We start from the raw sequence: 24982 nt of genomic DNA, 5'->3' as shown, positions 1-24982 counted from the left end.
ACCACCCGCCGGAGATGCTCGTTGACGACCACGGCCGGGCGGGTGACCTGCTGCGGACACTGGCGCGTGCAGGCTGGAACCGAGCCGCGCCTACGAGAAGTGCGAGGATGGCGTCGGGAGCCGGCGCCATGGGCGTCCGGCCCCGCAGCTCCGTCGTGATCAGCTCGCGGTCGCCAGGCGTGACGCGACCGATGCGAGCAGCAGGCCGTAGGCGCGGTCGACGATGTCGTCGAGCGAGGGCGTCTTGGCGAACATGGCACGGGCCTCGGCCAGCAGCTCGTCGCGACCGGGAACGTGCGGCAGGTGCAGGCTCGCCAGCATGTCGGCCGCGCGGTGCTGCGCCGAGGCGACGCTGGCGCGGAACGCCGCGAGGTCGGGCCCCTGCAGCGCCGCCGCCGCCGCCGCGGCGATGCGTTCGACGTTGAAGCGAGCCGCGAGCTGCTCGGCCGCCCGGTTCACCACCTTGGTGCCGAGGCGCTGCTCGTTGCGGAGCACCTCGGCCGGCGGAGTCTTCAGGCCCCACACGAGGCCGAGCCGAGACAGGCCGAGCAGGATGTAGTAGGTCGGGTCGATCTCCCACCAGCGAAACCCCTGGCGCACGCTGCTCTGATAGGCGTGGTGGTTGTTGTGCCACCCCTCGCCCATGGTCATGAGCGCGAGCGCCCAGTTGTTGCGCGACTCGTCGCCGGTGACGAAGCGCTTCTTGCCGCGCACATGGGCGAGCGAGTTGATGCAGAAGGTCGCGTGATAGACCGCGACGGTGCTCCAGAAGAAGCCGACCACGAGCCCGGGCCAGCCGGCCACCAGGAAGCACAGCACCGCCAGCAGCACGGCCGGCGCCAGCTCGAACCGATGCAGCCACATCAGCTCGGGGAAGCGGGCGAAGTCGGCGATCTTCGACAGGTCGGTGGCGTCGTGCCGGCGGGCGAAGATCCAGCCGACGTGACTGTACAGGAAGCTGTTCCGCACCGGCGAGTGCACGTCCTGCTCGGTGTCGGAATGCAGGTGGTGATGCCGGTGCTTGGCGGCCCACCACAGCACGCTCTTCTGCGCCGTGCTCTGGGCCAGGACGGCGAGGCCGAGCTGGAAAACGCGGCTGGTCGAGAAGGCGCGGTGCGAGAAGTAGCGGTGATAGCCGGCGCCGATTCCGAACATCCGGAGCCAGTAGAGGCCGACCCCGAGGATCACGGCGTCCAGGGTCACACCGGTCCAGATCGCGGCGAAGCAGGCCAGGTGGACGAGCAGGAACGGTATGGCGGACGGATAGACGATGTCGTCGTGCTCGTCGCTGCACTCGATCTGATTCGGCAAACGGGGGCTCCAGGAGGTTGGGGTCTGGTCGTGAACGTCGCGGTGCCTCGCCGGGTTGCATCGGTCGGGGCGGAGTGAAGTCACTCGCCTCCGATGCCGGTGGGCACGGGTGGGCCGCAGACGGCCCGATTCTCGTGTCGACGATGTGGCGAAGGCCGCTGATCGCCGGATTGCTTGCCGGATGTCCCGCGCCACCGCGACCGGCATCAGATTTGCGCCGCCGAGGCCTGTGTGGTCCAGGGGTTCGCGGGTGGAGGCACCGTCGCCGACCGTCGCGTCGCCACGGCGTCGCCGAAGACATCGCGGGCGCAGCCAATCCACGCATCGAGGTCACCGTGAGCGCGAGGCCCATGACCCTCGTCGCGTGGCATCCGGTGGCGCACCATCGCACGGCGCGGCCACGGCGTCACGGAAATACGACGATCGAGGATCGTCCGGTGGCGGATGCACAGATCGACCAGCGATCTGAGGCGCACGCGGCCGTCGAAACCACGCCCCTTGTCATGCCGGCTCGCGTCTCCCATATGAAAGAGGTCGATAGACGGCCGGACGACTGGCCTTGCGCTGATGGATCAGCGCCGCGCCCGCTCCTCTTTCCTGACAATGCGATTTCGACGGCCCGTGTGCGAGCGGGCGCTCCCCGTTTCAGCTCACGAAAGGCGGTCGCCATGATCAATGGAACCGTGAAGTGGTTCAACGCCCAAAAGGGCTTCGGGTTCATCGCTCCGGACGGCGGCGGTGCGGATGCCTTCGTGCACATCAGTGCACTGGAGAGCGCCGGCATCTCCGATCTGCGGGAGGGGCAGAAGGTCGGCTACGACCTCGTTCCCGACGGCAACACCGGCAAGATGACGGCCACGAAGCTCGAGCTTCTGGGTTGATTGTCTCGGCGGCCCGGGCGTATCTCGCCACGCCGCCGGCACAGCCCGCATCGTTCCGATCGGCCGACCACGGATGTACTGGCGGCCCGGATGAAGGATGCGGCGACAATCACCCTCGAGGAGGCGCTCGGCGCCTCGTCTCGGCCCCGCGCCTCTCCGAGGTGCGGGGCCGTTCTGCTTGAAGAGGGCCGAACGGCCCGAAAAAGCCCGAGGAGGACGGCATGTCGAAGGAGAAGCGGCGCGGCAATCGAGAGCAGAAGAAGCCGAAGAAGAACAAGGTGCAGGGCGCGATCGCCACGAGCGCGCCGACGGGTGCGCCCAAGGGCAGACCAACGGTCGTCTCGACGAGCGAACTGTTCAGGAAGAGCAAGGCCTGAGCCGGGTGGCGGCCTGCCGCGGCACCGTCACCGCGCGGCGCCGCGCCTGTCGCACGGTTCCGACATCCGTTCCAGCCCCGACGAGCAGACGTCCCGGTGGATCCGGCCTCGCGAGGCCGGATCCACCGGGACGTTTCCGCGTGCCGTATGCCGTGCCGGTCGACGGACCGGCCGGCTCACATCGCGATCAGGATGTCGCCCGCTCGGAGGTGCTCACGCGCTTCAGCCGATGGCCGAGCGGCGCCGGCCGCGCCCGCTTCGCCCGCGGCGCCGCGATCGCGGGTGCGGGGACGGGAACGGGAGCGCTTGCGAGGACCGCTCCGGCATCGCGCGCGATTCGCAACGCCTTCAGCCGCGCCATGTTGACGAGCGCGCCCTGGTGGGCCGCGGCGTAATCCGCCGCCGCCCGGCTGGCGAGTGCGACATCCTCGGCCTTCCGTTTGAAACGCTTCTCGGCATCCTCACGCACGCGAACGGATCGGGTGTTCATTGATCGATCTCCAAGGGCGCCGGCAACGACCGGCCTGATGCTTCGGGTTCTTGTCCACGGGCGACGGCGCCTCGTGACATGTGGGTTTGGTCGCTGCGCCGCACTCGTCGTGTCGTCACGGCTTCGCCTGCTGGCGCCAGGTCTCGACCAACACCGACGAGGCCTTGTGAAGCGAGTCGTCGGGGTGCTCGCCGCAATACCGGTCGATCGCCGCCACGATCTCCTCGGTGCTCCTGCCGCGCGACACGTCGGTTGCCGGTGCCTCGCCGTACTGACTGGTGGCGGTGAGGAATCCGAGAATCCAGGCGGTCCGCGGCTCGCCGGCAGACGTCGGGCTGCGTCGGTCGTCGCTCCAGGCCCGGCAGGCGACATTGCCGTGTCCCAACACCGGCTGGTCGCCGGCGGCGATCGCGGTCGCCACTGCACCCGGCAGCGCGAGTGCCGCCAGTAAAACGGCAAGGCCGATGCGCGATCGCGCCAAGCTGCACGCGGGCGCGCCGATCGTCGCCGTGAGGGCTTCGCTCGCGGGTCTCAAATTCGGACCGAGCCGATCGTCTCGCTCGGCAGGAGTGGGCCGGGCGCGCCGCGGTCGGCGAGCGTGCCCCAGGCGTCGTTCCACAGCCGGTCCGGATCGACGATCACCATCGGCACGCCGAGATCGTCCGCGAACCGACGTCCGATCTCGAGGGACCGCACGACGGCCGCCGAGCCGGCGACCGGCCCGTGCAGCTCGAACGGTTGCCCGAAGATCATCTTCGTCGGACCGAGCATGCGGCAGCGTGTGATCCCTTCTTCGCTCCAGAAGGCGATCGTCACGCAGTCGGCGTCGGGCTTCTCGGCTCGCAGGAACGTCGTCATGAAGGATCCTTCCTGCCTCCCGAAGGGGGCGTCGACATCGCGGACCTGTCCGAGGAACAAGGGTCAACGCCCGAAGAGAGAGAATGTTCCAGCGATGGAGAAGGGCAAAGAAGCGAATGTGACGAGCGGCTTCGCTACGATTTCGCCCCCGATACGATCTCGACCCCGAACGACCGCGGCGCCGAATCAACGTTATCACGAGACCACCTCTCACGACGGTCTCGTCTCACGATGACCAGCCTATTATCGAGATGGTCCGTCTTTTTCACGACGGCTTCTCTCATCGAAGGCTGCAGTTTCACGAAGGTGGCGAGTCTCACGACGGGACGGAGGCGCTCTCCGCGCGGACCGTTGCGACATCGGGATACAGCGAATTGTCTCGCTTATATCGCCGGCGAGGTCCATGGTGGTCCTCCGGCGATCATCGCCAGAGGCCCAGATGACCGATCAGCCCGTGACGCTCGACAATCACCGTGGAATGATCGCTCAGCAGGCGACCGAGCTGCGGCGGATGCGCGCCGACGTCGAGGCGAACGCCAAGGCCCTGCGCGAGCGTGAGCAGGCGTTGGAGTCCCACCTTCTGGCCGCGCCGGCCCAGAGCTGGGCGGAGGCGGCCGAGAAGGCGCACTATCTGCTCTCGCTGTTCGCCGCCACTCCGGCAGCGCTGGATCCACGCCGGCAGCGCCTGATCGCCGATGTTCTGAAAGACTTCGAGGTCCTGTCCAACGGATCGGTCGGATGACCGTCGCGCTGCGCTTTCCGAACCGCTCGCGCTACTACGATGCGACCCGCCGCGCTGTGGGATTCTGGGCGCACGACAGGGCCATGGAGGCCGCGTTCTTCGTGGCGGAGGGCATTCTTCGGCAGCTCCAGCCGGGCATGTCCGCGGATGAGCCGAGCATGTTGCAGGCGTTCGATGCGCATCGTGACCGCATCCAGGCCGCCGCCGTGAAGGCCTATGCGCGCGGCGGGAGTGGAGCGCATGCGCTCAGCGACGACGACTTCTGAACCGCGACGGATCGGTCCAGCCGATCCGGCATGCAGGTCCTCCCTCACCGGATCAGGAACCATGGAACCAGCCCTCGACGCCTCCGGCTCGGCGACGTTCGACCGTCGCATTCTCGTCGCGCTCGCGATTCTGGCCGCGGTCGTGTCGGGTGGCTTTCTGTGGCTGTTCAACTTCACCGACTTCTTTTGATGCCCTGGCGGCGATAGCGACCTTTCCGATACGGCCGACGCGGTCGATGCCGCCGTCCTGTCGGCGGCCGAGCGCCACGACAGCGCCGGCGTGATCCTCGCCGGGCCATGGCTGTGCGCCCCGATGGCCTGAACCGGCGACGTGCTCACGGTAGCCCTCGCCTGGTCCGGCATCGGCTTTGCCGGGGGTGGCGGCCGGCACCGACAAATCCCCGACGACCAAGCGCTCCAGCCCGGATCGAGTCTGCGGCGAAGCCGACTACTGGCTCCATGCGGTCGAGCGCCGAGTCGAGCGGACGACGTTCGCGATCGATCTCCGATCTCGGCGGGTATCGCTGCGATCGGCCGATCGCCCACGGGCGCGCCACCGCGCCCTTGACCCCTCATGCTCTAAAGGCTAGCATTATGACCTAAACAAATCCGGAGGAACCGGCGGCGCGGCCCGACGTCATCTCGCGTCGAAGATCGGTCCTTGCACGGGAGCATGGCAGACATGGCCGCAGACATGGCGAACGATACCGGGGGCCCGCGCAGGGTGGCAATTCGTGACGGCGTGCTGACGGAGCCGCTGGACGATCTCGGCCGGGTCCGGCTGCAGGGATCGCGCTGTCGCCACTGCGGCGAGGTCACGCTCGGCCGCAACAGCCTGTGCCCGAACTGCGGCGGCAGCGACCTCGAGACGATCCCGCTCTCCGACCGCGGTGAGCTGTGGACCTACACGGTGGTGCGCCACAAGCCGCCGGGTGACTATCGCGGGCCGGAGCCGTTCCGGCCGTTCGGCCTCGGTCTTGTCGAGCTGCCCGACGGGCTGCGGGTGATGTCGCCGATCGAGGGCGACGTCGACAGCCTGCGCGTCGGCATGCCGCTGACCCTGAAGGTCGCGATCCACCACGTCGGACCGTCCGGCGAGGACGTCGTCGCCTTCGCGTTCGCGGCCGAGAGCTGAAGAGGATCGATCATGTCCGATGTCGTGATTCTGGGGGCCGGCATCCATCCGTTCGGCCGGTTCGACACGAGCTACGAAGAGATCGGCGCCCATGCGGCGGCCGCCGCGCTCGCTGATGCCGGGGTCGCCTGGAAGGACATCCAGGCCGCCTATCTGGCGCGCATGTATCTTCCCGCGACCTCCGGGGCGCGCATCCTGCGCCGGCTCGGCTCGACCGACATCCCGATCGTCGACGTCGAGGCGGCGTGCGCCTCCGGCGGCGTCGCGCTGCGTCAGGCGATCCTCGCGATCCGCTCCGGCGAGGCCGACCTCGTGATGGTGCTCGGCACCGAAAAGATGCCGCGCGGCTTCATGGATCCACGAATGATCTACGCGCCGTGGCAGATCGCGATGGGCATGTCGCTCAACCCGAGCTACTGGTCGATGCGAGCGCGCCGCCACATGCACGAGTTCGGCACCACCGATCTGCACATCGCCAAGGTCGCCTACAAGAACCACCGCAACAGCGTGCACAATCCGAATTCCATGTATCGCAAGGAGTTCGGCCTGGAGGAGATTCTCCATTCGCCGCTGGTCTGCGACCCGATCCGGCGGCTCGAGATCTGCGCGCCCAACGACGGCGCCGCCGCCGTCGTCGTCGCCTCGAAGGAGCGCGCCGCGAAGCTCGGCGGCGACCCGATCACCATCGCGGCCTGCTGCCACAGCATCGCGCGTTTCTCGGCCGACTTCCGCTGCCCGGCCGACAGCATGAGCGCCACGGCGAACAATCCCGGGCCGACCGAGGTGACCGGCAAGATGGCCTACGAGCGGGCCGGGCTCGGACCGGAGGACATCGACTGCTTCGAGGTCCAGGACACCGACGCGTTCTGCGAGATCGAGATCTACGAGGAGCTCGGCCTGTGCGGGCTCGGCGAGGCCGGCCGCCTGATCGACGACGGCACCACCGAGATCGGCGGCGCCAAGCCGGTGAACATGAGCGGCGGCCTGATCAGCAAGGGCGAGCCGGTCGGCGCCTCGCATCTCGGCCAGGTGGTGGAGATCGTGTCGCAGCTCCGCGGACAGTCCGGAAAGCGCCAGGTCGAGGGCGCGAAGGTCGGGCTCGCACACGTGCTCGGCGCCGGCGGCAACTGCGCCGTGACGATCCTGAAGCGCTGACGTCGCACGCTTCGCGGAGAATGGACCGGCAGGCGCCCGCCTGTCGGTCCTTTCGCGTCTCGGGGCCGGCGTGTCGGCCGATATCAGACGTCGCGCGCCTCAGCCGTCGCGCGCCTCGGTGGCGACGGCGGCGGGGCGCCGCGAGAAGTCGGCGAGCCAGGCGGCGATCTTCGGATGGCGCGGACGCCATTCCAGATCGGGGAAGCGGAAGCCCGTGTAGGACAGCGCGCATCCGATCGCGATATGGCCGATGCCGAACGGCGTCGCAGCGAGCGCGTCGGCCTCGCTCTCCAGCGCGGCGAGGCTCGCGTCGAACTTCACCGCATAGGCGGCAAGGTAATCAGGATCGGGGTGCTTCCGCTCGCGCTCGTTGCGCCACAGGATCAGGAGGTCGAGCAGGCCGTCGCCGAGCGCGCAGCGGCGCATCGCCGTGAAATAGGCCTTCGGCTCCTCGGGGAACAGCTTCGCACCGCCGTGCAGGCCGTCCAGATACTCGCAGATGACGATGGAGTCGTAGAGGGACGACCCATCGTCGAGGATCAGGGTCGGGATCTTGTTGAGCGGATTGTCCGGAAGCAGCTCCGGATTCGGCTTCGTCATCGCGACGACGGTCCGCCGCAGCTCCAACCTGTCGACCAGGCCGGTCTCGTGGGCGAACAGCATCACCTTGCGGACGAACGGAGAGCGGGGAGACCAGTGGAGTTTCATCGGACACTCGCTTTTCGTCATGACGTCGACGGCTCGGCTCCGGGACGACGGTCGGCCGACGCGACGCCGTCGCCGGCCTGAGGAGCGGAGCGGCGCATGCTGCAGTGCGGCCCCGCTTCCATCCGTGTCGCCACGTGCTGCGGATCGTCCATGTGTTGACACCGTTTCCTTATTCAGCTAGCTGATTGTCCTTATAATGTCATCTTTATGACCTTTAAGGCAAGAGGTCGTCCGCCCCGCCGTCGACCAGAGACGTCCCCGACGAAGAGCTGCACCCGGATCGCCGCGACCACAGAGGGTCACGCCCGTGCCAGTCACTTACGAGCAGGTCAAGGCGGTCGCCGCGCAGCTCTACGGCAGCGCCCTGAAGAAGGTCCCCGAGGACACCAAGGCGGCGCTGGTCCGGGCCCGCGCCGCGGAGAGCAGCCCGGTGGCGCAGAGCGTGCTGTCGATGATGATCGGCAGCGCCCAGCGGGCCGAAGCGGCCGATCGCCATCTCTGCTCCGACGCTGGGATTCCGACCTATTTCGTCAAGATCGGCACGGCCGTGCGCCTGGAGGGCAACATCCGGCAGGCGATCTCCGACGGCTTCGACCATCTCGTCGCCACGGTCCAGCCGCCGATCCTCAAGCACGTGACGAACCCGCTGACGCTCGAGCGCGGCCACAAGGGCCGCAGCATGCCGCTGGTCAGCTTCGAGCTGGTCGACGGCGCCGACTGGCTCGAGATCACCTGCTCGCCGAAGGGGCTCGGCTCCGGCCGCTGGGCGGCGCTCGAGATCTTCAGCTTCCCGAGCCTCGACGTGATCGAGCGCTACGTGATGGACTGCGTCCTGAAGGCGGGATCGCAGCATTGTCCGCCCGTGGTGATCGGTGTCGGCATCGGCGGCACCTTCGACTACTGCGCCAAGCTCGCCAAGCAGGCGTCGCTGCGCCCGTTCGGGCAGATCAACCCGGAGCCGATCCTCGCCGACATGGAGGCCCGGCTCCTCGATGCCGTCAACAAGACCGGCTTCGGCCCGATGGGCACGGGCGGCGACACCACGGCGCTCGCCGTCCATGTCGACTACGCGGCGTCGCACGGCTTCGTGCCGGTCGCCGTGTGCTTCAACTGCTGGATCAATCGGCGGGCGAGCGCGCGTCTCTACGACGACGGCCGCATCGAGACCCTCGAATAGGAGCACGGCATGCCGGACCTCAAGTCTCTCGCGCTCCCCGTGACGGAAGCCGACGTCCGCTCCCTCGAGGCCGGCGATCTGGTGACGTTGAACGGCGACATCACCATCACGGCGGGCCTGCCGACCCACCACCGCATCGTCGAGTACATGAAGGCCGGCCGGGCGCTCCCCATCGACATCACCGAGGACACGCTCTTCCACCTCGGCAGCTACAGCGAGGAGACCGACGGCCGCTTCGACGTCCTCTACATGAACCCGACCACCAGCACCCGCTTCGACGGCCTGATGCCGGACCTGATCCGCCACTACCGGCTGCGCATGGTCGGCGGCAAGGGCGGGCTCGGGATGACCTCGACCGCGGCCATGCAGGAGGTCGGCTGCGTCTACCTGTCGTTCCTGGGTGGCGGCTGCCCGCTGCTGACCGAGGCGATCCGGAGCGTCGTCGCGGTCGCCTGGGACGATCTCATTTCCCACTATCGCCTGGTGAGGCTGCGGGTCGCCGATCTCGGACCGCTGGTGGTCGGCATCGACAGCCACGGCAACAGCATCTTCGAGCAGTGCTCGCGCACCGCAGAGGAGCGCCTTCCGGAGATCGTGAAGACGCTCGACGCCGAACGGGGCAGACGGATGGTCTGAGCCGGCACACGACCGGACGGTGGCACGGTCCTGACGGACCCGCCGGACCGTCCGGCCCAACGACGAGGTCTCGTCTCCACGAGAGCGAGCCCCAAAGGGAGAGGAACACGAACGATGACGCCCCTGTTCGAGAGTCTGATCGGGCTGATCGCGGCCTTGGCCGTGCTGGTCACGGCGGCGACCGCGGCCGATCGCCACCGCGAGATCGTCCGCCATGCCGACGTCGAGATCGACGTGATCGTCGAGGGCAGCGGGCCGGCCGTGGTGCTGCTGCCCTCGCTCGCTCGCGACTCGGAGGACTACGACGCGGTGGCCGAGGGGCTCGCGGCCCGCGGCTTCCGCGTGCTGCGGCCGCAGCCGCGCGGCATCGGCCGCAGCAAAGGCCCGATGACCGGCATCAGCCTGCACGACTTCGCCCGCGACATCGCTACCGTGATCGAGACGCTGGGCGGCGGCCGCGCCGTCGTGGTCGGCCACGCCTACGGAAACTGGGTCGCGCGGATGACCGCCGTCGACCACCCGGCGCTGGTGCGCGGCGTCGTCATCGCAGCCGCCGCGGCCAAGCAGTACGCGCCCGAGCTCACCGTCGCGGTGACCAAGGCGGGCAATCCGTCGCTGCCCGAGGAGGAGCGGCTCGCCGCGCTGCGGTTCGGCTTCTTCGCCCCGGGCAACGATCCGCGCGTGTGGCTCGACGGCTGGCACCCACAGGTGCGCGACGCCCAGCGCGCCGCGGTCGCCGCCGTCAAGCAGAGCGACTGGTGGTCCGGCGGCACCGCGCCCCTGCTCGATCTGCAGGCCGAGCAGGATCCGTTCAAGCCGCCGGCGAAGCGCAACGAGATGAAGGACGAGTTCGGCGCGCGCGTCACCATCGCGGTGATTCCGAACGCCAGCCACGCGCTGATCCCCGAGCAGCCGAAGGCCGTCGTCGACGCGCTCGCGACCTGGATCGCGACGCTGCCGTGACGGCCGGTCGCGACGGCCGCCGATCTCGATCAGGACTCGGAGAAGGTCCCATGCGAAGCTGCTGGAAAGGTCTCGCGGTCGCGCTTCTGCTCGCATGCACCGGTACGGCCGCCGCCGCGTGGCCGGACGCGTCGGTGCGCATCGTCGTCCCCTACGCGGCGGGCGGGAGCACCGACGTGGTCGCCCGCCTCGTCGCCGCCAGCCTGCAGACGCGGCTCGGCCAGCCCGTCGTCGTCGAGAACATGGGCGGCAGCGCCGGGAATCTCGGCGCCGCCGCGGTCGCCCGCAGCCAGCCCGACGGATACACGCTGCTGATGGCGACGCCCGGACCGGCGGTCATGAACCAGTTCATGTACCGGAAGATGCCGTTCGACTCCGCCAAAGCGTTCACGCCGGTCGTCTCGATCGCCGACTTCCCGAGCGTCCTGGTGGTCGGCCCCAAGGTGAAGGCGACGACCGTGAAGGACTTCGTCGCCGAGCTGAAGGCCGCGCCGAAGGGCGCGACCTACGGCAGTGCCGGGGTCGGCTCGACCGGCCATCTCGGCGGCACCGTGCTGGTGGCGAGCACCGGCCTGAACGGCACTCACGTCCCCTACCGCGGCAGTGCCCCGATGCTGCAGGATCTGATCGCCGGCAATATCGACTTCACGGTCGACACCGTGCCTGGTCTGATGAGCTTCATCACGGCCGGCACCGTGCGGGCCCTCGCCGTCACCGGCAAGGACCGCGCGCCGGCCATTCCCGACGTGCCGAACAATGCCGAGGCGGGCATTCCCGGCATCGAGATGGGGAGCTGGCTCGCCTTCCTGGCGCCGGCCGGCACGCCGCGGGCCGTGGTCGAGAAGATCGCCTCCGAGGTCGATGCCGCCCTGAAGGACCCGGCGATGGCGAAGCGCATCCAGGATCTCGGCGCCGTGCCGACCGGCGGCACGCCGCAGGATCTGGCGCGCTTCATGGCGGCCGAGACCGCCAAGTGGAAAGCCGTGATCGAGACCGCAGGCATCCGGATCGAATGAGCGGTGTGCCGCGACGTCGACCTCGCGGGCCGGCGGGCCCGCGACAATCACAACGAACGAACGGGAGGACCCATGACCGGGCGACGACTGATCACGACCGTCCTGAGCCTGCTCGTCGCCGCCACCACGGCCGGCACGACGCGCGCCGAGGCGCAGGCACAGGAACAAGCATTTCCGCGCACGACGATTCAGCTCGTGAACCCCTACGCAGCCGGCGGCTCGGCCGACCTCCTGGCCCGCACCGTCGCCTCCGCCATGGGCGACCTGCTCGGCAAGGAGGTGATCGTCGTCAACAAGCCGGGCGCCGGCACCACCATCGGGGCGAGCTTCGTCGCCCATGCCGAGCCGGACGGCCACACCCTCTATCTCTCGACCGCGACGGCGCACACGATCATGCCGCGCCTGTCCAAGACGACCTACGACGGGGTCGCCGACTTCGCGCCGATCGCCATGATCGCCAACGTCCCGAACGTGCTGGTGGTGCGAAGCTCGCTGCCGATCACGACCATGGCCGAGCTGGTCGCCTACACCAAGGCGCATCCCCGGCAGCTCAACTTCGCCTCGGTCGGAATCGGCAGCCAGCCGCATCTCGCCGGCGAGCTGTTCATGCAGATGACCGGCGCCAGCATGGTGCACGTCCCGTACACGGGCGTCGCGCCGGCGACCACGGATCTGCTCTCGGGTCAGATGGACCTCGGCTTCCTCAACGCGCCGCCGCTGCTCCAGCACATCGAGTCGGGGCGCCTGCGGGCGCTCGCCGTGACGATTCCGAAGCGAGCCGACCAGCTCCCGTCGGTGCGGACGCTCGACGAGCTCGGGCTGAAAGGATTCGACATCGGCACCTGGTACGGGATCTCGGCGCCCGCCAAGACGCCCCCCGCCGTGCTCGACAAGCTCCGCCGCACGCTGGCGACCGTAATGGCGATGCCGGCCGTGCGGCAGAAGATCGTCGGCCAGGGCAGCGAGGTGTTCTATCTGGACGCCGACGCCTTCGCGGCCTACCTGAAGCGCGACGCCGAGCGGATGGCGAAGCTGATCGACACGGCCGGGCTCAAGACCCGCTGATCGCAAGCCGGTCCGGACCACGCCTCGCGCACGTGGTCCGGACGCACCGTGCGTCGCGCGCTCACCTCCGCCACACTGCATGCACTGCATAGCCGATCGGACTCCCACGATGTCAGACGACACCTTCATCACGATCGAAAGCCGGACCCTCGACACCGAGGCGGCGTACCGGCTGCTCGTCGGATGCGTCGTCCCGCGGCCGGTCGCCTGGATCACCACGATCGACGCGCAGGGGCTCGTCAACGCCGCGCCGTTCAGCTCCTACAATTACGTCGCCACCACCCCGCCGATGCTCGCCGTGAACATCGCACTGCGGCCCGGCACTCCGGTCGGGACGATCAAGGACACGGCCCGCAACATCAAGGCGAGCGGGGAGTTCGTGGTCAACGTCGCGACCGAGGCGAACATGGAGGTGATGCACCGCTGCGGGCAGAATTTCCCGCCCGAGACCAGCGAGACGGAGGCGCTCGACATCCCGCTGCTGCCGAGCCGGATCGTCGCGCCGCCCCGCATCGCGCTGTCGCCCGTGCAGATGGAGTGTCGCCTCGATCAGATCGTCGTGCTCGGGCGCGGCATCAACACGCTCTATATCGGCGAGGTCGTGGCGTTCCATCTGTCGCCGGACATCTACGACGGGCGACGCGTGGACGGCATCGCGATGCGGCCGGTGGCCCGTCTCGGCGGGCCGTTCTACGCGGCGCTGGGCGAGATCTTCGAGCGCCCGATGCTGCAGCGTCCGCCCGGCGGCGAAGGCTGGGCCGGCGATCGGCCGACGACGCCCGAAGGATCGTGAGCACGCGCCCGCGTCAGGGCGCGGCGGCGGCGTCGAAGAACGGGCGACCGTTCCGATAGGCGTCGATGTCGTCGATCATGCGGGCGATGATCGCGGCGCGCGTCTCGCGGGTGATCGAGGCGGAGTGCGGCGACAGGACCACGTTGTCGAGCGCCAGGAAGCGCGGATCGATCGCCGGCTCGGTGGCGAAGACGTCGAGCGCGGCGCCGTGGATCCGCCCGCCCTCCAGCGCATCGAGCAGCGCCGCCTCGTCGACCACCGAGCCGCGCGCGACGTTGACCAGCACGCCGTCCGGGCCGAGCGCGTCGAGCACGGTCGCGTCGACCAGATGGCGGGTCGCCTCGCCGCCCGGGCAGGCGAGGACCAGGACGTCGCTGCGAGTCGCCAGCGTGACGACATCCGCCATCCACTCGTACGGCGCCTCCGCCCGGCGCCGCGTGTGATAGAGGACCCGCATGCCGATGGCGGTCGCGCGATCGGCGACGTGGCGCCCGATCCGGCCGAGACCGACGATGCCGACCGTCCTGCCCGCCACGCGGCGGGTCGCGGCGATGCGCTCCTTGCCCCAGCGGCCCGCGCGCACGAAGGCGTCGGCGCGCAGCGTGCCGCGCAGCACGGCGTAGATCATCGCGATGGCGGCATCACCGACATCCTCGGCGATCTCGTCGGGCGTGTGCGCGACGGCGATGCCGCGCCGCCTCGCCTCGGCGAGATCGAACGTCTCGAGGCCGATGCCCTGGCTGACCACCAGACGCAGATCCGGGCACAGGTCGAACTCGCGCCGGCCGGCGCCGACGATCCCGGTCGTGACGGCGATGTCGAAGCCGGTCCACGGCGCGGCGCGCGCACGATCGAGCTCCACCAGCGCGAAACGTTCGCTCAGCGTCGCCCGAAGGTCGGGCGGAATGAAGCCGAAAACCAGGAGCGCATGGTCGGGCACGACAGCCTCGCGTCGGCGAGAAGAAGAATGAGGGGTGTGCGTGTCCCCGTGGCGGACACGCGACACGATCACTCGCCGCGATAGACCGGCTTGCGCTTCTCCAGGAAGGCCGTCATGCCCTCCACCTGGTCAGCGCTGTCGAACAGCATGATGAACGCCTTGCGCTCCAGCGCCAGCGCGGTCTCCAGCGGCACGTCCTGGCCGAGCGCCACCACCTCCTTGATGGCACGCACGGCGAGCGGCGGCATCTTCAGGATCGTCTCGGCGAGTACCAGCGCACGGTCGAGCGCACCGCCTTTCGGCGCCACCTCGGTGATCAGGCCCATCGCCAGCGCGTCGGGCGCCTTCACGGCCTCACCGGTCAGCATCAGCTTCATGGCCCGGTACTTGCCGATGGCGCGGATCAACCGCTGCGTGCCGCCGGCACCCGGCATGATGCCGACCCGGATCTCCGGCTGACCGAACGCGGCGTCCTCGCCGGCGACGATCATGTCGCAACAGAGCGCCAGCTCGCAGCCGCCGCCGAGCGCGTAGCCTTCCACGGCGGCGATCACGATCTTCGGGCAGTGGCGCAGCACGTCGAACACGCGGCCGGTCTGCTTCGCCACATGCGTCTGCGGCGTCATCTCGACCATCTCGGCGATGTCGGTGCCGGCGACGAAATACCCACCGGCGCCGGTGAGCACGATCACGCGCACGGCGTCGTCGGCCGTCAGCGTCTCGATCGCGTCGGCGATCAGCGCCTTCACCTCGAGGTTCAGGGCGTTGCGGCGCTCCGGACGGTCGATGGTGACGATCGCAACGCCGTCGCCGCGGCGCGTCGTCGTCACCGGGGGCTTGGTCTGCGTATTGATGGTCATGGTCGGCTCAGCTCAGTTCGACGGATGAAAGAAGCGCCCGGTCAGCGCGTGGCGGCGCAGCAGCGGCGCCGTGCGGTAGCGGTCCTCGCCATAGGTGCGGGCGAGCGCATCGATCACGGCGGCGATGCGGGCGGCGCCGAGCGCGTCGCACCAGGCGAGCGGCCCGCGCGGATAGGCGACGCCCTTGAGCATCGACAGATCGATGTCGGCGGCGCTGGCGACCTGCTGGTGCGCGGCATCGGCCGCCTCGTTGATCAGCATGGCGACGGTGCGCATCACCACGAGGCCGGGCGCGTCGTCGAGCACCGACACGCGCTTTCCGAGCGCCTGGAAGAAGCCGGCCGCCGCGGCGCACGCACCCGCCGGCGCCTGATCGGCCGCGGCGATGGCGATGCGCTTGGCCGCGCCGTAATCCAGGGCGAGGTCGAACAGACTCTCGGGCCCGCCTTCCGAGGCGAAGCGTTCGGTGGCGCTGCGTCCGTCGGTGAGCGCGAGCGAGACTCCGTCGATCCTGATCACGCCGTCGCCGTCGCGTGTCTCGACATTCAGGCCGGCCGCCTGGGCGAGACCGGCGAGCGCCGCCGCCGGACCGAGATCGCCTTCGATGACCACGCGGCTCGGCCGCGGCCCGGCGGGCGCGTCGTCCACGACGGGCGGCGCCGCGCCCTTGGCATAATCGTAGAAGCCGCGGCCGCTCTTGCGGCCGAGCTGGCCGGAATCGACCAGCTCCTTCTGCACCAGCGACGGCTTGTAGCGCGGATCCTGGAACAACAGCTCCCACACCGTGCGGGTCACGGCGTAGTTCACGTCGTGGCCGATCAGATCCATCAGCTCGCACGGCCCCATGCGGAAGCCGCCGGCCTCGCGCAGGATGGCGTCGAGGGTCGCGGGCGTCGCGGCGCCCTCGGCGATCAGCCGCAGCGTCTCGCCGTAGAACGGGCGGGCGACGCGGTTTACGATGAAGCCCGGCGTCGAGCGGCAGTGCACCGGCGTCTTGCCCCAGGCGAGACAGGTCGCGAAGGCGGTCGCGGCGACCGCCGGGGTCGTGACATGGCCGCTGACGATCTCGACCAGCGGCAGGATCGGCGCCGGGTTGAAGAAGTGCACGCCGAGGAAGCGCTCCGGCCGCTCCAGCACGGCGGCCAGCGCCGTCACCGACAGCGACGAGGTGTTGGTGGAGAGGATCGCGTCGGGCGCGACGGCGGCCTCGATGCGGCGGAACAGATCACGTTTCACGCCGAAGTCTTCGACGATCGCCTCGACGACGAAGCCGGCCGGGCCGATGTCGTCGATGTTCGGCAGCGGCGTGATGCGGCCGAGCTGCGTGTCCCGCGCCTCCGCCGACAGCTTGCCCTTGTCGACCAGGCGGTCGAGGTCGCGCCGCAGGCCGTCGAGGCCGCGCTGGATCGCGCCGGGCGCGGCGTCGTGCAGCAGCACCGGATGCCCGGCCCGCGCGGCGACGAGCGCGATGCCGCTGCCCATCGTCCCGGCCCCGATCACGGCGACCGGCACGGTGGAGGGCAGGGCGGGTGTGGCGTCAGTCATCACAAGACTCCTGCAGCGTCGCTCTTCCGACGGCATCGTCGCTCCGAAGGCTTGGATTCGGACCGGGGCGGCTCAGTCGGCGGCGGCGCCGAATCCATAGAGCGTGGCGGGGTTGTCGGCGAGGATCCGGCGGCGCAGATCGTCGTCCCCGAGCCAGGTCGTGAACAGATCGAGGAGCCGGCCCGCGTCCGGCGCGGGATCGAGCCGCACATAGGGCCAGTCGGATCCCCAGACGAGGCGATCGGGCGCGGCGACGACGAGCGCGTCGTGCAGCGGGCGAACGTCGGGATAGTCGGGCCCGGAGCGCGACACCCGGCACACCGACAGCTTCACCCAGACCTGTCCGCTCTTCATCGCGGCGAGGATCGCCCGGAAGCTCGGATCGTCCGCACCGCGTGCAGGGTCCGGGCAGCCCATGTGGTCGAGCACCAGCGGCACGCCGAGCTTCAGGAGATCGGGCAGCAGCACGGCGTGGTCTTCGGCCTTGGCCCAGAGCTGCGCGTGCAACCCGAGCGCGCGCATGCGCGGCGCCAGGGCGGTCAGATGCTCCACCCCGACGCTGCCGGGATAACGCCCGCCGCCGGGCGCCCGCATCTCGACGAAGCGCAGGCCGCAGATGCAGCCGGCGCGCCACGCCGCCAGCGTCGCGTCGTCGATCGCGCTGTGGGTCGCCGCCACCGCCTTGAGAGCGCCGGCGGAGCCACGCACCGCGTCCAGCATGGCGGCCGGGTCGTTGCCGTAGGGCGCCGGCTGGGTGAGCACGCCGTAGCGGACGCCGAGCTTTTCGCGCGCGGCCGCGTGAACCGACGGCGACGCATCCGGCAGGGCGTACACCGACGACTGCAATGGCGGAAACCTGTCGAACGGTCCGAAGACGTGGCTGTGGGCATCGCAGGCGCCCGGCGGCAGCGCGACCGTCGGCGGCGAGACCGGCGGCGCTGGAACGACGTCGAAATCCGGCATGGTGATCCTCGTCAGATGCGGCGGGCCGGCGGCAGCGTCGTGATCAGCCCGTCCGACTGCGGCAGCGGGGCGATCGGATCCGCGAGCCCGTCCGGCAGCGGGACGACGTGGACGTTGAGCGTCATCGACACCATCGTGTAGTAGCCCACCACCCCGGCGAGCTCGACGGCCCCGCGAGCGCCGAAGCGCTGCACGATCGCCGCGTAGACGGCATCCTCCACCTGCCCGGACTGCACGAGCTGACGGGCGAACTCGTAAACGTCCGCCTCGTCCGGATCCGCGAAGACTGGCGCCTCGCCGACCCGGATCGCCTCGATGATCTCGGCGCCGAGCCCGGCCGCGGCGGCGGCGGCGGAATGCGCCCACCACTCGACCTGACTGGTGTAGTGCCGCCCGACCACGATGATGGCGAGCTCGTTCAGACGCGGCGGCAGGCAGGTGTCGTAGCGCAGGAACTCGCCCAGCGCGGACCACCGCCTGGCGAGCTCGGGGCTGTGAATGACGGCCCGCAGCGGCCCGATCATCTTGCCGCGCTTGCCGGTGACCACGGTGGCGTGGACGGCGCGCTGGTCGTCCGTCATCTCGTCGGGCTCGGGAAGCGGAATCCGGGGCATGGCGATCTCGCGGTCTCGTCGGTTCGGATCGGGACGGAACGGTGGTCAGGTCACGCCGCGCGCGGCCATGTCGCTCAGCGCGGCGTCATCGAGCCCGAGCTCGGCGAGGACGTCGCGGGTGTGCTGGCCGAGCACCGGCGGGGGCCGGTCGAAGCGCAGCGGAGCCTCGGCGAAGCGCAGCGGGCTGACGACCTGGGGCACCGTGCCGGCGACCGGGTGCGGCAGGTCCCGCTTCATCTCGCGATGACGGATCTGCGGGTCGTCGAAGACCTGCGGAATCGTGTTGATCGGCGCACAGGGCACGCCGACGGCGTCGAGCGCCGCGATCAGCGCGTCGCGCTCGAAGCTGCGGAAGCGTTCGCTCAAGAGCGCGGTCAGCACCGCGTTGTTGCGGACCCGCCCGGCATTGCTGGCGAACCGCTCGTCGGTCACCCACTGGGCGCGGTCGAGAACCTGGCACAACCGGGCGAACTGCCCATCGTTGCCGACCGCCAGCACGAGATGCCCGTCGGCGCAGGGGAACACGTCCTGCGGCTGGATGTTCGGATGCCGGTTGCCGCCGCGCCGCGGCACCTTGCCGGACAGCATCCAGTTCATCGCCTGGTTGGCCAGGACGGCCGCCTGGACGTCGAGCATCGCGAGGTCGATGGTCTCGCCCTGCCCGGTCTCGGCACGCCGGGTGAGCGCGGCCAGCACGGCGACGGCCGCATACATGCCGGTCATCAGGTCGACGATCGGCAGCCCGACCTTCTGCGGGCCGCCACCGGGCAGATCGTCGCGCTCGCCCGTCACGCTCATCAGCCCGCCCATGGCCTGGATCGCGAAGTCGTAGGCCGCCTGGTCCTTGCGCGGACCGTCCTGGCCGAAGCCGGTCACCGAGCAGTAGATCAGCCGCGGATTGACGGCGCGCAGCGAGGCGGCATCGAGCCGATAACGCTCCAGCGTGCCGGCCTTGAAATTCTCGATCGCGACATCGGCCGTCGCCGCGAGCCGGTGCAGAATCTCCTGCCCTTCCGGCTTGGTGATGTCGATCGTCACCGACCGCTTGCCACGATTGACGGCCAGGAAGTAGCCGGCGTCGCGGGTCGGCTCGCCGCTCGCGCTCGTCAGGAACGGCGGCCCCCATCCGCGCGTGTCGTCACCGACGCCGGGGCGCTCGATCTTGATCACGTCGGCGCCGAGATCGGCGAAAATCTGGGTCGCCCACGGCGCCGCCAGGATGCGCCCCATGTCGAGTACCCGGATATTCGCCAGCGGGCCGACCCGCGGCGGCTGCGATTCGGCCGTCGCTTCGGCGGGCCGAGGTGACGTCGGTACGGGCATGGCGGCTCCGGCTGTATGCGTCTCGCGATGGTCGCGTCAGTGATCGTCCGGCCGATCGATGCGCGGTCGCGCCGGTGTCGCCCGGCGTCGGCCCGCCGGGCCGTCGTGGCGTCGGTCGACGGCTGGCGACGACGCCGCGGCACCGCCCGGGAGGAGCAAAGTGCCGTTAGGTCAGAATTATGACCTAATAGCCGCGATGTCCAGCGCGTTTTGCTCGATCCTGGCCTGCACGGCGGTCCCCGGCTTCAGGGCACGGTACGACCGCGCGGCCGTCACCCGCCGCGCGTCGGCGCGTGGGCGCGTCCCGAGCCGTGGTCATGCCCCGACGACACGACTCGCGCGCCGCGCGAGCGGTGCGATGCAGCTAGTGCGGCTTGGTTGAATTGGCTAGAGGAATGAGCTATTACCCGCCATCCGTGACACCATGGCGCACGGCAGGCCGTGGCGCTCTCGGTGGCGCGGCGGACGTTACCGTCGTCCGTGAGGCGATCCACGTTGCGGCGTCTCGGCGCCTGCCGCTGCGTCAGACGGGCGTGGCATACTGGCGGACACGGCGTCGTGCCGGCTGCCATACGTGCGCCGATGCGAATCGATCGGCCGAGCCTGGACCATGACCTCACCCAAGACCGACATCGCGCCCGATCTCAACCGCAGCGCCGTCGCGCGCTACATTCAGCTCGCCAGCCTGTTCCGCCGCCGAATCGAATCGGGCCAGTGGCCGGTCGGGCAGCAGATCCCGACCGTCGACGAGCTGGCCGAGGAGGTGGGCGTCGCCCGCGCCACCATTCGGCAGGCCTTGGACGAGCTCGCGAAGGATCAGTTGATCGAGCGGTTCCGTGCCAAGGGCACGTTCGTGCGCAAGCGCCCCGAGGTGCAGGCGTGGTGCGAAGTCGCGACCGATTGGTCGGGGCTGCTGATGCCGCGCGAGAACGCCGTCATCCAGACCCTCTCGGAGCAGCGGGGAATGCAGCCGGCGCATGTGATGCACCCGATCGGCAAGCTCGCCCCGGCCTATCAGCGCATGCGCCGCCTGCATTCGCGCAACGGCACGCCCTACTACCTGAGCGACCTGTTCATCGACGAGCGCCTGGTCGGCAAGATCTCGAAGAAGGACTTCCAGACCAAGCCGGCCCTGAAGCTGATCGCCGACATCCCCGGCCTCAAGATCAAGGACGCGCGGCAGACGCTGACGATCGCGACCGCGGACGTGGAGACCGCGAAGCTCCTCGACGTCTCGCTGAACGCACCGGTCGCCATCGTCCATCGCACCGTCGTCGACCGCGACGGCTGCCTGGTGTTCGTCGGCGAAGGCCAGTATCGCGGCGACACGTTGCGCATCGACATGAAGTTGAAGTGAGCGCCGCGACGGTCGCGACGCCGCGCGCGTCGATGCGATCCCCGGGCCCGCGTCAGCCCGGAACCGGAACCTTCCTGGGCGTCGCGACGGCGCCCTGCTCCGGCTCTAGCCGGAACACCCGCGCCGCGTTGGTGGCGACCATCTTGCGGATGTCGGCGTCGGTGTAGCCGAGATCCATGCACAGCCGGATGCCGCGCCGGAAGCCTTCCAGCGGCGAGTAGACGCCGGTCTGGCCGAGGTCGGAGCACATGATGGTGCGGTCGACGCCGGCGGCGTCGATCTGGGCTTTCAGATCCTCGCCCGTCCGGGTCTTGAACTTCGACCCCTCGATGAACATGCACAGCGAGTGCTCGACATGGGCGCCGAGCGAGACGAGGCCGCGCACGTCGTCGAGCGTCGCCTCGACGATGTCCTCGGGATGGGTCAGCACCATGGTCTCGACGCCGCGGCGCTTGGCCTCCTCGAACACGGCCCAGGTCTCGCTGATGTGCAGATGGCCGCTCGCCAGCACCAGGCCGGTGCGGGCGACGATGTCGAGAATCACCTTGGTGTCGTCGCGCACCTTGCCGTTCGGATCGACCACCGGAACGCCGACGGCGGGCCGCATCTTGCTCGTCGAGGCGGGATGCGACCACGCCGAAGTCTTCTCCCAGCGCAGGTGATGCTCGGCCGCCAGCGTCGGCATGAACACGATCTTGCCGCCCATCGCCGCCGTGTGCTCGACCGCCCACGGATTGAGCCCGCCGACCGCGTTGTTGAGCGCGATGCCCGAGAAGATCCGGGTGCGCAGCTCGGGGAAGTTGGCCGTGATCAGGGCCGCCGTCGCGACGCCCGCATAGTCGTGATCCTTGGTGATCACGGCGGCGAAGCCGGCCTCGGACATCTGCCGCACCAGCGCCAGATGATCGAGACCGCGGGGCGCGATCGACGGCCCGGAATGGACGTGAGGATCGACGGCGCCGACCAAGAGGCTGTCGATTCGCGCCTCGATCGAAGCGGTCGTGTCGGTGGCGGTCATGGTCTTCTCCTCGAAGCCTCGGCGGAACGGTGGAACGGAACGGAAGAACGCGGTCAGGCCGGAACCGGGACGGCGGCCGGGGCGACCGCCAGGAGGCCGGCGAGCCTCTCGCGCCACGCCGCCAGCATCGCGGCGCGCGCCGCGTCGTCGACGCGCGGCGCCGCATAGGCGACGTGGGCCGGATGCACGGCGGCGCCCAGATAGGCGAGCGTCAGCCGCTCGACCGGCCACAACACCTTGTCGATCGGCCCGTAGGCGTCGCCCTCCGAGAATCGCTGCGGCGTGCCGCCCGTGGTGACGCAGCAGATCGCCTGCTTGCCCTTGAACAGGCCGCTGTCGAAGCGGGTGCCGTCCCGATAGGCGAAGCCGAAGGCGAGCACGCGGTCGAACCAACCCTTCAGGATCGCGGGCGGAGCGCCCCACCAGATCGGGAAATGCAGCACCAGGAGATCGGCGGCGGCGAGGCGTGCCTGCTCGCGGGCGATGTCGGGCGCGAAGGCGCCCTCCTCCGCGGCAAGCGCCTGCTCGCGCTGATAGTGGAACAAATCCGGGTCGGCGACGGTCGTGAAGTCGTGCCGGCCGGCGACCGGATCGAAATCTTCGGCGAACAGATCCGACACCGCCACGGCGTGGCCGGCAGCGGCCGCCGTCTCGACCGTGACGTCTTTCATGGCGGCGCAGAACGAGCGCGGCTCGGGATGGGCATGGACGACCAGGATGTTCATGAGGGGCCTTCTGTGGGGCGCGACAGGCGAGCGACCCGGCGGCGACGCGCCGGGCCGCATGGGGCCGTCAGGCCGGCATCGGATAGTCGTCGGCGTTGCGCACCACGCCCTGCTGCAGGAAGTCGAGACGCGGCGGCGCGAAGACATCGACCAGGCGCCCCATCGGCGCGATGTTGCGGCTGGTGTGGACGATGGTCGGCGGAATCACGGTGACGGACGGGCTGCCGATCTCGGCATGCAGATCGTCGACCCAGTCGTCCATGTCGGCCGTCCAGGGCGTGCGCAGGTGGTGGATCCAGGTGCTCTCGAGCGCGAGCGAGGCCTGCTCGAAGTCGCCGTGCGAATGCGGGCTGAGCTTGTGCACGTCGCGCGCCGCCGCCCACGGCACCAGCGGGTTGACCATCAGATTGGCGGTGCGGAAGACGCGCAGGAACGAGCCCTCGGTGACGTGATCGGCGAGCGCGTAGGTGCGCAGCCGGTAGCCGCCCTTCGGCGCGGGCCACTCTCCGAGCGGCGCGACGAGCGGCGCGCCGTTGGCGTAGTCCGCGGCGTTCGCGGCCTTCGCGGCGAGGTCGGTCGCGTGCGCCGAGAACACCCGCGCGAGCGTGCCGGCGGTGCGCGCAACGATGCGGCTCTCGCCCGGCGGCACGATGGTGAGCGAATCGGGCGCCGCCTCGATGGTCTCGGCGCCGGTCGTGCCGGCCGTCACGGTCGCGGCGAGATCGTTGGAGAGCAGCACGTACTCGTCGGGATTGTCGCGCGTCAGCACGGCGCCTGCGGCGACGCGCGAGACCGTCACGACGAAGTTGGCGGCGCGGCAGATCCAGGTCTCCGTGCCCGGGCCGGTCTCGGTCGGCGGCGTATCGTAGAAGCGGGCCAGGACGGGCGGCAACGGACGTGAGGATGTCGACATGACGGACTCTGCGAAGGACGAGGAGATCGGCGGGTGATGTGACGCGAGGCGCACGACGCTCAGGCGGCCGGCACGATCGCGTCGGCGGCGTTGCGCAACAGGCTCTGGTCGGAGCCGAGGACGATCCAGCTGACGCCGCGGGCGGCGAAGCGGTCGCGCTCGGCCGTGTTGGAGACGAACATGCCGACCGTCTTGCCGGCGGCGCGGCCGATCTCGATCACCGCGTCGGCGGCGGCCGTGACGCGCGGATCCTGCGGGCTCTCCAGCCCCATCGACAGAGCGAGGTCGGCATAGCCGATGAACAGCCCGTCGACGCCCTCGACGGCGGCGATCGCGGCGGCGTTCTCGACCGCCTCGGCGCTCTCGATCTGGCACATGACATAGGCGTCCTCGCCGGCGTCGAGCGACTTCGCCATCGACAGCGTGCCGTAGCGCGCGAAGCGCGGCGACCCCGAGAACCCGCGCACGCCGCCGCGGTGGCGCGTCATCGCCACCACGTCGCGGGCAATGTCGGGCGTGTCGACATGGGGCACCAGGAGCCCGGCGGCGCCGATGTCGAGGGTGGAGAGGACGACGGCCGGGTTAACCTCGGGGATGCGCGCAGCGAGCGGCAGCCCGACCGCGCAACTCGCCGTCATCATCAGGTCGAGCGTGACGCGGTCGAACGGCGCGTGCTCTGCGTCGACCACGGCGAAGTGCAACCGGCTCATGCCCAGGATCTCGATGGTCTGGGGACATGCGGTCTTCACGAAGGTGCCGATGCGCAGGCCGTCGCGCGGCATTCTCGGCAGGGTCAGAGGCATGGGACTCTCGTCGGACGTGGGGATCCATGCGGCCGATAGAGTCGGCCGCCTCGGTTCCGTATTACGATATTTATTTTTGACCTACGATATACGTGTCAATGCGGAGCCGACCGGGCCGGGAGCGCCGGAAGCCAGGCTGCGGCCCGTATAAAGACCCCCGAGCACGGCTAACGACGGTCTTTTTATATCAAGTATTTCAGTGTCTTGATGGCCGACCACGCCGGTCTCTCGATCATTCGGCAGCGCCCCCGACCCCCTCCACGAGATGCTCGGGACAAAGTCCGGAGGGCTCGATCGTGACCCGGAAGCCGCTTGACGATGGTGAAAATTTCGGAGCTAGATGTCTCT

29 protein-coding genes are annotated in these 24982 nt (G+C 69.7%); 14 read left to right on the top strand and 15 right to left on the bottom strand.

Annotated features, from left to right (window positions below):
* Window positions 1–159 precede the first annotated feature (159 nt).
* Entirely contained in the window at window positions 160–1311 is a 1152-nt protein-coding gene (locus tag CCR97_RS10095) for an acyl-CoA desaturase (RefSeq protein ID WP_244670352.1), read from the bottom strand.
* A 668-nt stretch (window positions 1312–1979) separates the two neighbouring features.
* On the opposite strand from CCR97_RS10095, the gene CCR97_RS10090 reads away from it, so the two are divergent.
* Both CCR97_RS10090 and CCR97_RS10085 read left to right on the top strand, forming a co-directional pair.
* Window positions 1980–2192 (top strand): cold-shock protein, encoded by a 213-nt coding sequence (locus CCR97_RS10090; RefSeq protein ID WP_111358491.1) that lies wholly within the window; start codon window positions 1980–1982, stop codon window positions 2190–2192.
* Window positions 2193–2413: 221 nt separating this feature from the next.
* Window positions 2414–2569, top strand: a complete 156-nt coding sequence (locus CCR97_RS10085; RefSeq protein WP_170145936.1) for a hypothetical protein — start codon at window positions 2414–2416, stop codon at window positions 2567–2569.
* A 187-nt stretch (window positions 2570–2756) separates the two neighbouring features.
* Here the strand turns inward: CCR97_RS10085 and CCR97_RS10080 are convergent, their stop codons facing one another.
* The 3 genes from CCR97_RS10080 to CCR97_RS10070 form a co-directional block, all read right to left on the bottom strand.
* Entirely contained in the window at window positions 2757–3059 is a 303-nt protein-coding gene (locus CCR97_RS10080; RefSeq protein ID WP_111357672.1) for a hypothetical protein, read from the bottom strand.
* Between the two features lie 115 nt (window positions 3060–3174).
* Entirely contained in the window at window positions 3175–3540 is a 366-nt protein-coding gene (locus tag CCR97_RS10075) for a hypothetical protein (protein ID WP_170145865.1), read from the bottom strand.
* Window positions 3541–3590: 50 nt separating this feature from the next.
* Entirely contained in the window at window positions 3591–3917 is a 327-nt protein-coding gene (locus CCR97_RS10070) for a hypothetical protein (protein ID WP_111357674.1), read from the bottom strand.
* 454 nt (window positions 3918–4371) lie between these two features.
* Here CCR97_RS10070 and CCR97_RS10065 point away from each other — a divergent pair, with 454 nt between their 5' ends.
* The 5 genes from CCR97_RS10065 to CCR97_RS10050 all read left to right on the top strand — a co-directional run bounded on the left by CCR97_RS10065 (window position 4372) and on the right by CCR97_RS10050 (window position 7215).
* Window positions 4372–4659, top strand: a complete 288-nt coding sequence (locus CCR97_RS10065; protein ID WP_420826067.1) for a hypothetical protein — start codon at window positions 4372–4374, stop codon at window positions 4657–4659.
* Complete coding sequence (locus tag CCR97_RS10060; RefSeq protein WP_111357676.1) at window positions 4656–4925, top strand: DUF1488 family protein; 270 nt, start codon at window positions 4656–4658, stop codon at window positions 4923–4925. The genes CCR97_RS10065 and CCR97_RS10060 overlap by 4 nt, the downstream gene beginning before the upstream one ends.
* A gap of 61 nt (window positions 4926–4986) precedes the next feature.
* The gene (locus tag CCR97_RS32040) at window positions 4987–5115 is read left to right on the top strand and encodes a hypothetical protein (protein WP_274611504.1); all 129 of its coding nucleotides are present in this window, start codon (window positions 4987–4989) and stop codon (window positions 5113–5115) included.
* A 534-nt stretch (window positions 5116–5649) separates the two neighbouring features.
* Complete coding sequence (locus CCR97_RS10055) at window positions 5650–6060, top strand: Zn-ribbon domain-containing OB-fold protein (RefSeq protein ID WP_201159464.1); 411 nt, start codon at window positions 5650–5652, stop codon at window positions 6058–6060.
* A 12-nt stretch (window positions 6061–6072) separates the two neighbouring features.
* Window positions 6073–7215, top strand: a complete 1143-nt coding sequence (locus CCR97_RS10050) for a thiolase family protein (RefSeq protein ID WP_111357677.1) — start codon at window positions 6073–6075, stop codon at window positions 7213–7215.
* Window positions 7216–7314: 99 nt separating this feature from the next.
* Here CCR97_RS10050 and CCR97_RS10045 read toward each other — a convergent pair whose 3' ends face one another.
* Window positions 7315–7923: a glutathione S-transferase family protein gene (locus CCR97_RS10045; protein WP_111357678.1), complete on the bottom strand. Its 609-nt coding sequence runs from the start codon at window positions 7921–7923 to the stop codon at window positions 7315–7317.
* 307 nt (window positions 7924–8230) lie between these two features.
* Here CCR97_RS10045 and CCR97_RS10040 point away from each other — a divergent pair, with 307 nt between their 5' ends.
* The 6 genes from CCR97_RS10040 (at window position 8231) to CCR97_RS10015 (ending at window position 13573) form a co-directional block, all read left to right on the top strand.
* Window positions 8231–9100, top strand: a complete 870-nt coding sequence (locus CCR97_RS10040) for a fumarate hydratase (RefSeq protein ID WP_111357679.1) — start codon at window positions 8231–8233, stop codon at window positions 9098–9100.
* A 9-nt stretch (window positions 9101–9109) separates the two neighbouring features.
* Entirely contained in the window at window positions 9110–9736 is a 627-nt protein-coding gene (locus CCR97_RS10035; RefSeq protein WP_111357680.1) for a fumarate hydratase C-terminal domain-containing protein, read from the top strand.
* Between the two features lie 114 nt (window positions 9737–9850).
* Window positions 9851–10699 (top strand): alpha/beta fold hydrolase, encoded by an 849-nt coding sequence (locus tag CCR97_RS10030; RefSeq protein ID WP_111357681.1) that lies wholly within the window; start codon window positions 9851–9853, stop codon window positions 10697–10699.
* A gap of 50 nt (window positions 10700–10749) precedes the next feature.
* Window positions 10750–11715 carry a Bug family tripartite tricarboxylate transporter substrate binding protein gene (locus CCR97_RS10025; protein ID WP_111357682.1) on the top strand — a complete coding sequence of 322 codons (966 nt, stop codon included), beginning with the start codon at window positions 10750–10752 and terminating at the stop codon, window positions 11713–11715.
* Window positions 11716–11787: 72 nt separating this feature from the next.
* Complete coding sequence (locus CCR97_RS10020; RefSeq protein ID WP_111357683.1) at window positions 11788–12780, top strand: Bug family tripartite tricarboxylate transporter substrate binding protein; 993 nt, start codon at window positions 11788–11790, stop codon at window positions 12778–12780.
* A gap of 109 nt (window positions 12781–12889) precedes the next feature.
* Window positions 12890–13573 carry a flavin reductase family protein gene (locus tag CCR97_RS10015; protein WP_170145866.1) on the top strand — a complete coding sequence of 228 codons (684 nt, stop codon included), beginning with the start codon at window positions 12890–12892 and terminating at the stop codon, window positions 13571–13573.
* 13 nt (window positions 13574–13586) lie between these two features.
* Here the strand turns inward: CCR97_RS10015 and CCR97_RS10010 are convergent, their stop codons facing one another.
* From CCR97_RS10010 to CCR97_RS09985, 6 genes are all read right to left on the bottom strand, one after another.
* On the bottom strand, window positions 13587–14513 hold the full coding sequence (locus CCR97_RS10010; RefSeq protein WP_170145867.1) for an NAD(P)-dependent oxidoreductase: 927 nt from the start codon (window positions 14511–14513) through the stop codon (window positions 13587–13589).
* A gap of 68 nt (window positions 14514–14581) precedes the next feature.
* Window positions 14582–15373, bottom strand: a complete 792-nt coding sequence (locus CCR97_RS10005) for an enoyl-CoA hydratase-related protein (RefSeq protein WP_111357686.1) — start codon at window positions 15371–15373, stop codon at window positions 14582–14584.
* Between the two features lie 12 nt (window positions 15374–15385).
* Window positions 15386–16918, bottom strand: coding sequence for a 3-hydroxyacyl-CoA dehydrogenase PaaH (gene paaH / locus CCR97_RS10000; RefSeq protein ID WP_201159463.1), 1533 nt, complete (start codon window positions 16916–16918; stop codon window positions 15386–15388).
* Between the two features lie 72 nt (window positions 16919–16990).
* Window positions 16991–17881 (bottom strand): amidohydrolase family protein, encoded by an 891-nt coding sequence (locus tag CCR97_RS09995; RefSeq protein ID WP_111356716.1) that lies wholly within the window; start codon window positions 17879–17881, stop codon window positions 16991–16993.
* A gap of 11 nt (window positions 17882–17892) precedes the next feature.
* Window positions 17893–18495, bottom strand: coding sequence for a carboxymuconolactone decarboxylase family protein (locus CCR97_RS09990; protein ID WP_111356715.1), 603 nt, complete (start codon window positions 18493–18495; stop codon window positions 17893–17895).
* Window positions 18496–18540: 45 nt separating this feature from the next.
* Entirely contained in the window at window positions 18541–19725 is a 1185-nt protein-coding gene (locus tag CCR97_RS09985) for a CaiB/BaiF CoA transferase family protein (RefSeq protein WP_420826068.1), read from the bottom strand.
* A gap of 703 nt (window positions 19726–20428) precedes the next feature.
* On the opposite strand from CCR97_RS09985, the gene CCR97_RS09980 reads away from it, so the two are divergent.
* Entirely contained in the window at window positions 20429–21175 is a 747-nt protein-coding gene (locus tag CCR97_RS09980; RefSeq protein WP_111356713.1) for a GntR family transcriptional regulator, read from the top strand.
* Between the two features lie 52 nt (window positions 21176–21227).
* On the opposite strand, the gene CCR97_RS09975 is transcribed toward CCR97_RS09980, so the two are convergent.
* From CCR97_RS09975 to CCR97_RS09960, 4 genes are all read right to left on the bottom strand, one after another.
* A complete protein-coding gene (locus CCR97_RS09975) occupies window positions 21228–22193 on the bottom strand; it encodes a DUF6282 family protein (RefSeq protein WP_111356712.1) in 966 nt (321 codons plus the stop codon).
* 53 nt (window positions 22194–22246) lie between these two features.
* Window positions 22247–22918, bottom strand: coding sequence for an NAD(P)H-dependent oxidoreductase (locus CCR97_RS09970; RefSeq protein ID WP_170145780.1), 672 nt, complete (start codon window positions 22916–22918; stop codon window positions 22247–22249).
* Between the two features lie 67 nt (window positions 22919–22985).
* The gene (locus CCR97_RS09965) at window positions 22986–23831 is read right to left on the bottom strand and encodes a cupin domain-containing protein (protein WP_146618714.1); all 846 of its coding nucleotides are present in this window, start codon (window positions 23829–23831) and stop codon (window positions 22986–22988) included.
* Between the two features lie 59 nt (window positions 23832–23890).
* Window positions 23891–24634 (bottom strand): HpcH/HpaI aldolase family protein, encoded by a 744-nt coding sequence (locus CCR97_RS09960; RefSeq protein WP_201159462.1) that lies wholly within the window; start codon window positions 24632–24634, stop codon window positions 23891–23893.
* Between the last annotated feature and the right edge of the window lie 348 nt (window positions 24635–24982).

Source organism: Rhodoplanes elegans, assembly GCF_016653355.1.
Lineage (GTDB): Bacteria > Pseudomonadota > Alphaproteobacteria > Rhizobiales > Xanthobacteraceae > Rhodoplanes > Rhodoplanes elegans.
The sequence above is the reverse complement of the archived record's forward strand: the minus strand, read 5'-3'. Positions and strand labels throughout refer to the sequence as shown.

What these genes read in the sequence shown, in the direction of transcription:
- CCR97_RS10090 (WP_111358491.1), top strand. Translation starts at nt 1,980, where the DNA reads ATGATCAATGGAACCGTGAAGTGGTTCAACGCCCAAAAGGGCTTCGGG.
- CCR97_RS10085 (WP_170145936.1), top strand. Translation starts at nt 2,414, where the DNA reads ATGTCGAAGGAGAAGCGGCGCGGCAATCGAGAGCAGAAGAAGCCGAAG.
- CCR97_RS10080 (WP_111357672.1), bottom strand. Translation starts at nt 3,059, where the DNA reads ATGAACACCCGATCCGTTCGCGTGCGTGAGGATGCCGAGAAGCGTTTC.
- CCR97_RS10070 (WP_111357674.1), bottom strand. Translation starts at nt 3,917, where the DNA reads ATGACGACGTTCCTGCGAGCCGAGAAGCCCGACGCCGACTGCGTGACG.
- CCR97_RS10060 (WP_111357676.1), top strand. Translation starts at nt 4,656, where the DNA reads ATGACCGTCGCGCTGCGCTTTCCGAACCGCTCGCGCTACTACGATGCG.
- CCR97_RS32040 (WP_274611504.1), top strand. Translation starts at nt 4,987, where the DNA reads ATGGAACCAGCCCTCGACGCCTCCGGCTCGGCGACGTTCGACCGTCGC.
- CCR97_RS10050 (WP_111357677.1), top strand. Translation starts at nt 6,073, where the DNA reads ATGTCCGATGTCGTGATTCTGGGGGCCGGCATCCATCCGTTCGGCCGG.
- CCR97_RS10045 (WP_111357678.1), bottom strand. Translation starts at nt 7,923, where the DNA reads ATGAAACTCCACTGGTCTCCCCGCTCTCCGTTCGTCCGCAAGGTGATG.
- CCR97_RS10035 (WP_111357680.1), top strand. Translation starts at nt 9,110, where the DNA reads ATGCCGGACCTCAAGTCTCTCGCGCTCCCCGTGACGGAAGCCGACGTC.
- CCR97_RS10030 (WP_111357681.1), top strand. Translation starts at nt 9,851, where the DNA reads ATGACGCCCCTGTTCGAGAGTCTGATCGGGCTGATCGCGGCCTTGGCC.
- CCR97_RS10025 (WP_111357682.1), top strand. Translation starts at nt 10,750, where the DNA reads ATGCGAAGCTGCTGGAAAGGTCTCGCGGTCGCGCTTCTGCTCGCATGC.
- CCR97_RS10020 (WP_111357683.1), top strand. Translation starts at nt 11,788, where the DNA reads ATGACCGGGCGACGACTGATCACGACCGTCCTGAGCCTGCTCGTCGCC.
- CCR97_RS10015 (WP_170145866.1), top strand. Translation starts at nt 12,890, where the DNA reads ATGTCAGACGACACCTTCATCACGATCGAAAGCCGGACCCTCGACACC.
- CCR97_RS10005 (WP_111357686.1), bottom strand. Translation starts at nt 15,373, where the DNA reads ATGACCATCAATACGCAGACCAAGCCCCCGGTGACGACGACGCGCCGC.
- paaH (WP_201159463.1), bottom strand. Translation starts at nt 16,918, where the DNA reads ATGACTGACGCCACACCCGCCCTGCCCTCCACCGTGCCGGTCGCCGTG.
- CCR97_RS09995 (WP_111356716.1), bottom strand. Translation starts at nt 17,881, where the DNA reads ATGCCGGATTTCGACGTCGTTCCAGCGCCGCCGGTCTCGCCGCCGACG.
- CCR97_RS09990 (WP_111356715.1), bottom strand. Translation starts at nt 18,495, where the DNA reads ATGCCCCGGATTCCGCTTCCCGAGCCCGACGAGATGACGGACGACCAG.
- CCR97_RS09985 (WP_420826068.1), bottom strand. Translation starts at nt 19,725, where the DNA reads ATGGGGCGCATCCTGGCGGCGCCGTGGGCGACCCAGATTTTCGCCGAT.
- CCR97_RS09980 (WP_111356713.1), top strand. Translation starts at nt 20,429, where the DNA reads ATGACCTCACCCAAGACCGACATCGCGCCCGATCTCAACCGCAGCGCC.
- CCR97_RS09975 (WP_111356712.1), bottom strand. Translation starts at nt 22,193, where the DNA reads ATGACCGCCACCGACACGACCGCTTCGATCGAGGCGCGAATCGACAGC.
- CCR97_RS09970 (WP_170145780.1), bottom strand. Translation starts at nt 22,918, where the DNA reads ATGAACATCCTGGTCGTCCATGCCCATCCCGAGCCGCGCTCGTTCTGC.
- CCR97_RS09965 (WP_146618714.1), bottom strand. Translation starts at nt 23,831, where the DNA reads ATGTCGACATCCTCACGTCCGTTGCCGCCCGTCCTGGCCCGCTTCTAC.
- CCR97_RS09960 (WP_201159462.1), bottom strand. Translation starts at nt 24,634, where the DNA reads ATGCCTCTGACCCTGCCGAGAATGCCGCGCGACGGCCTGCGCATCGGC.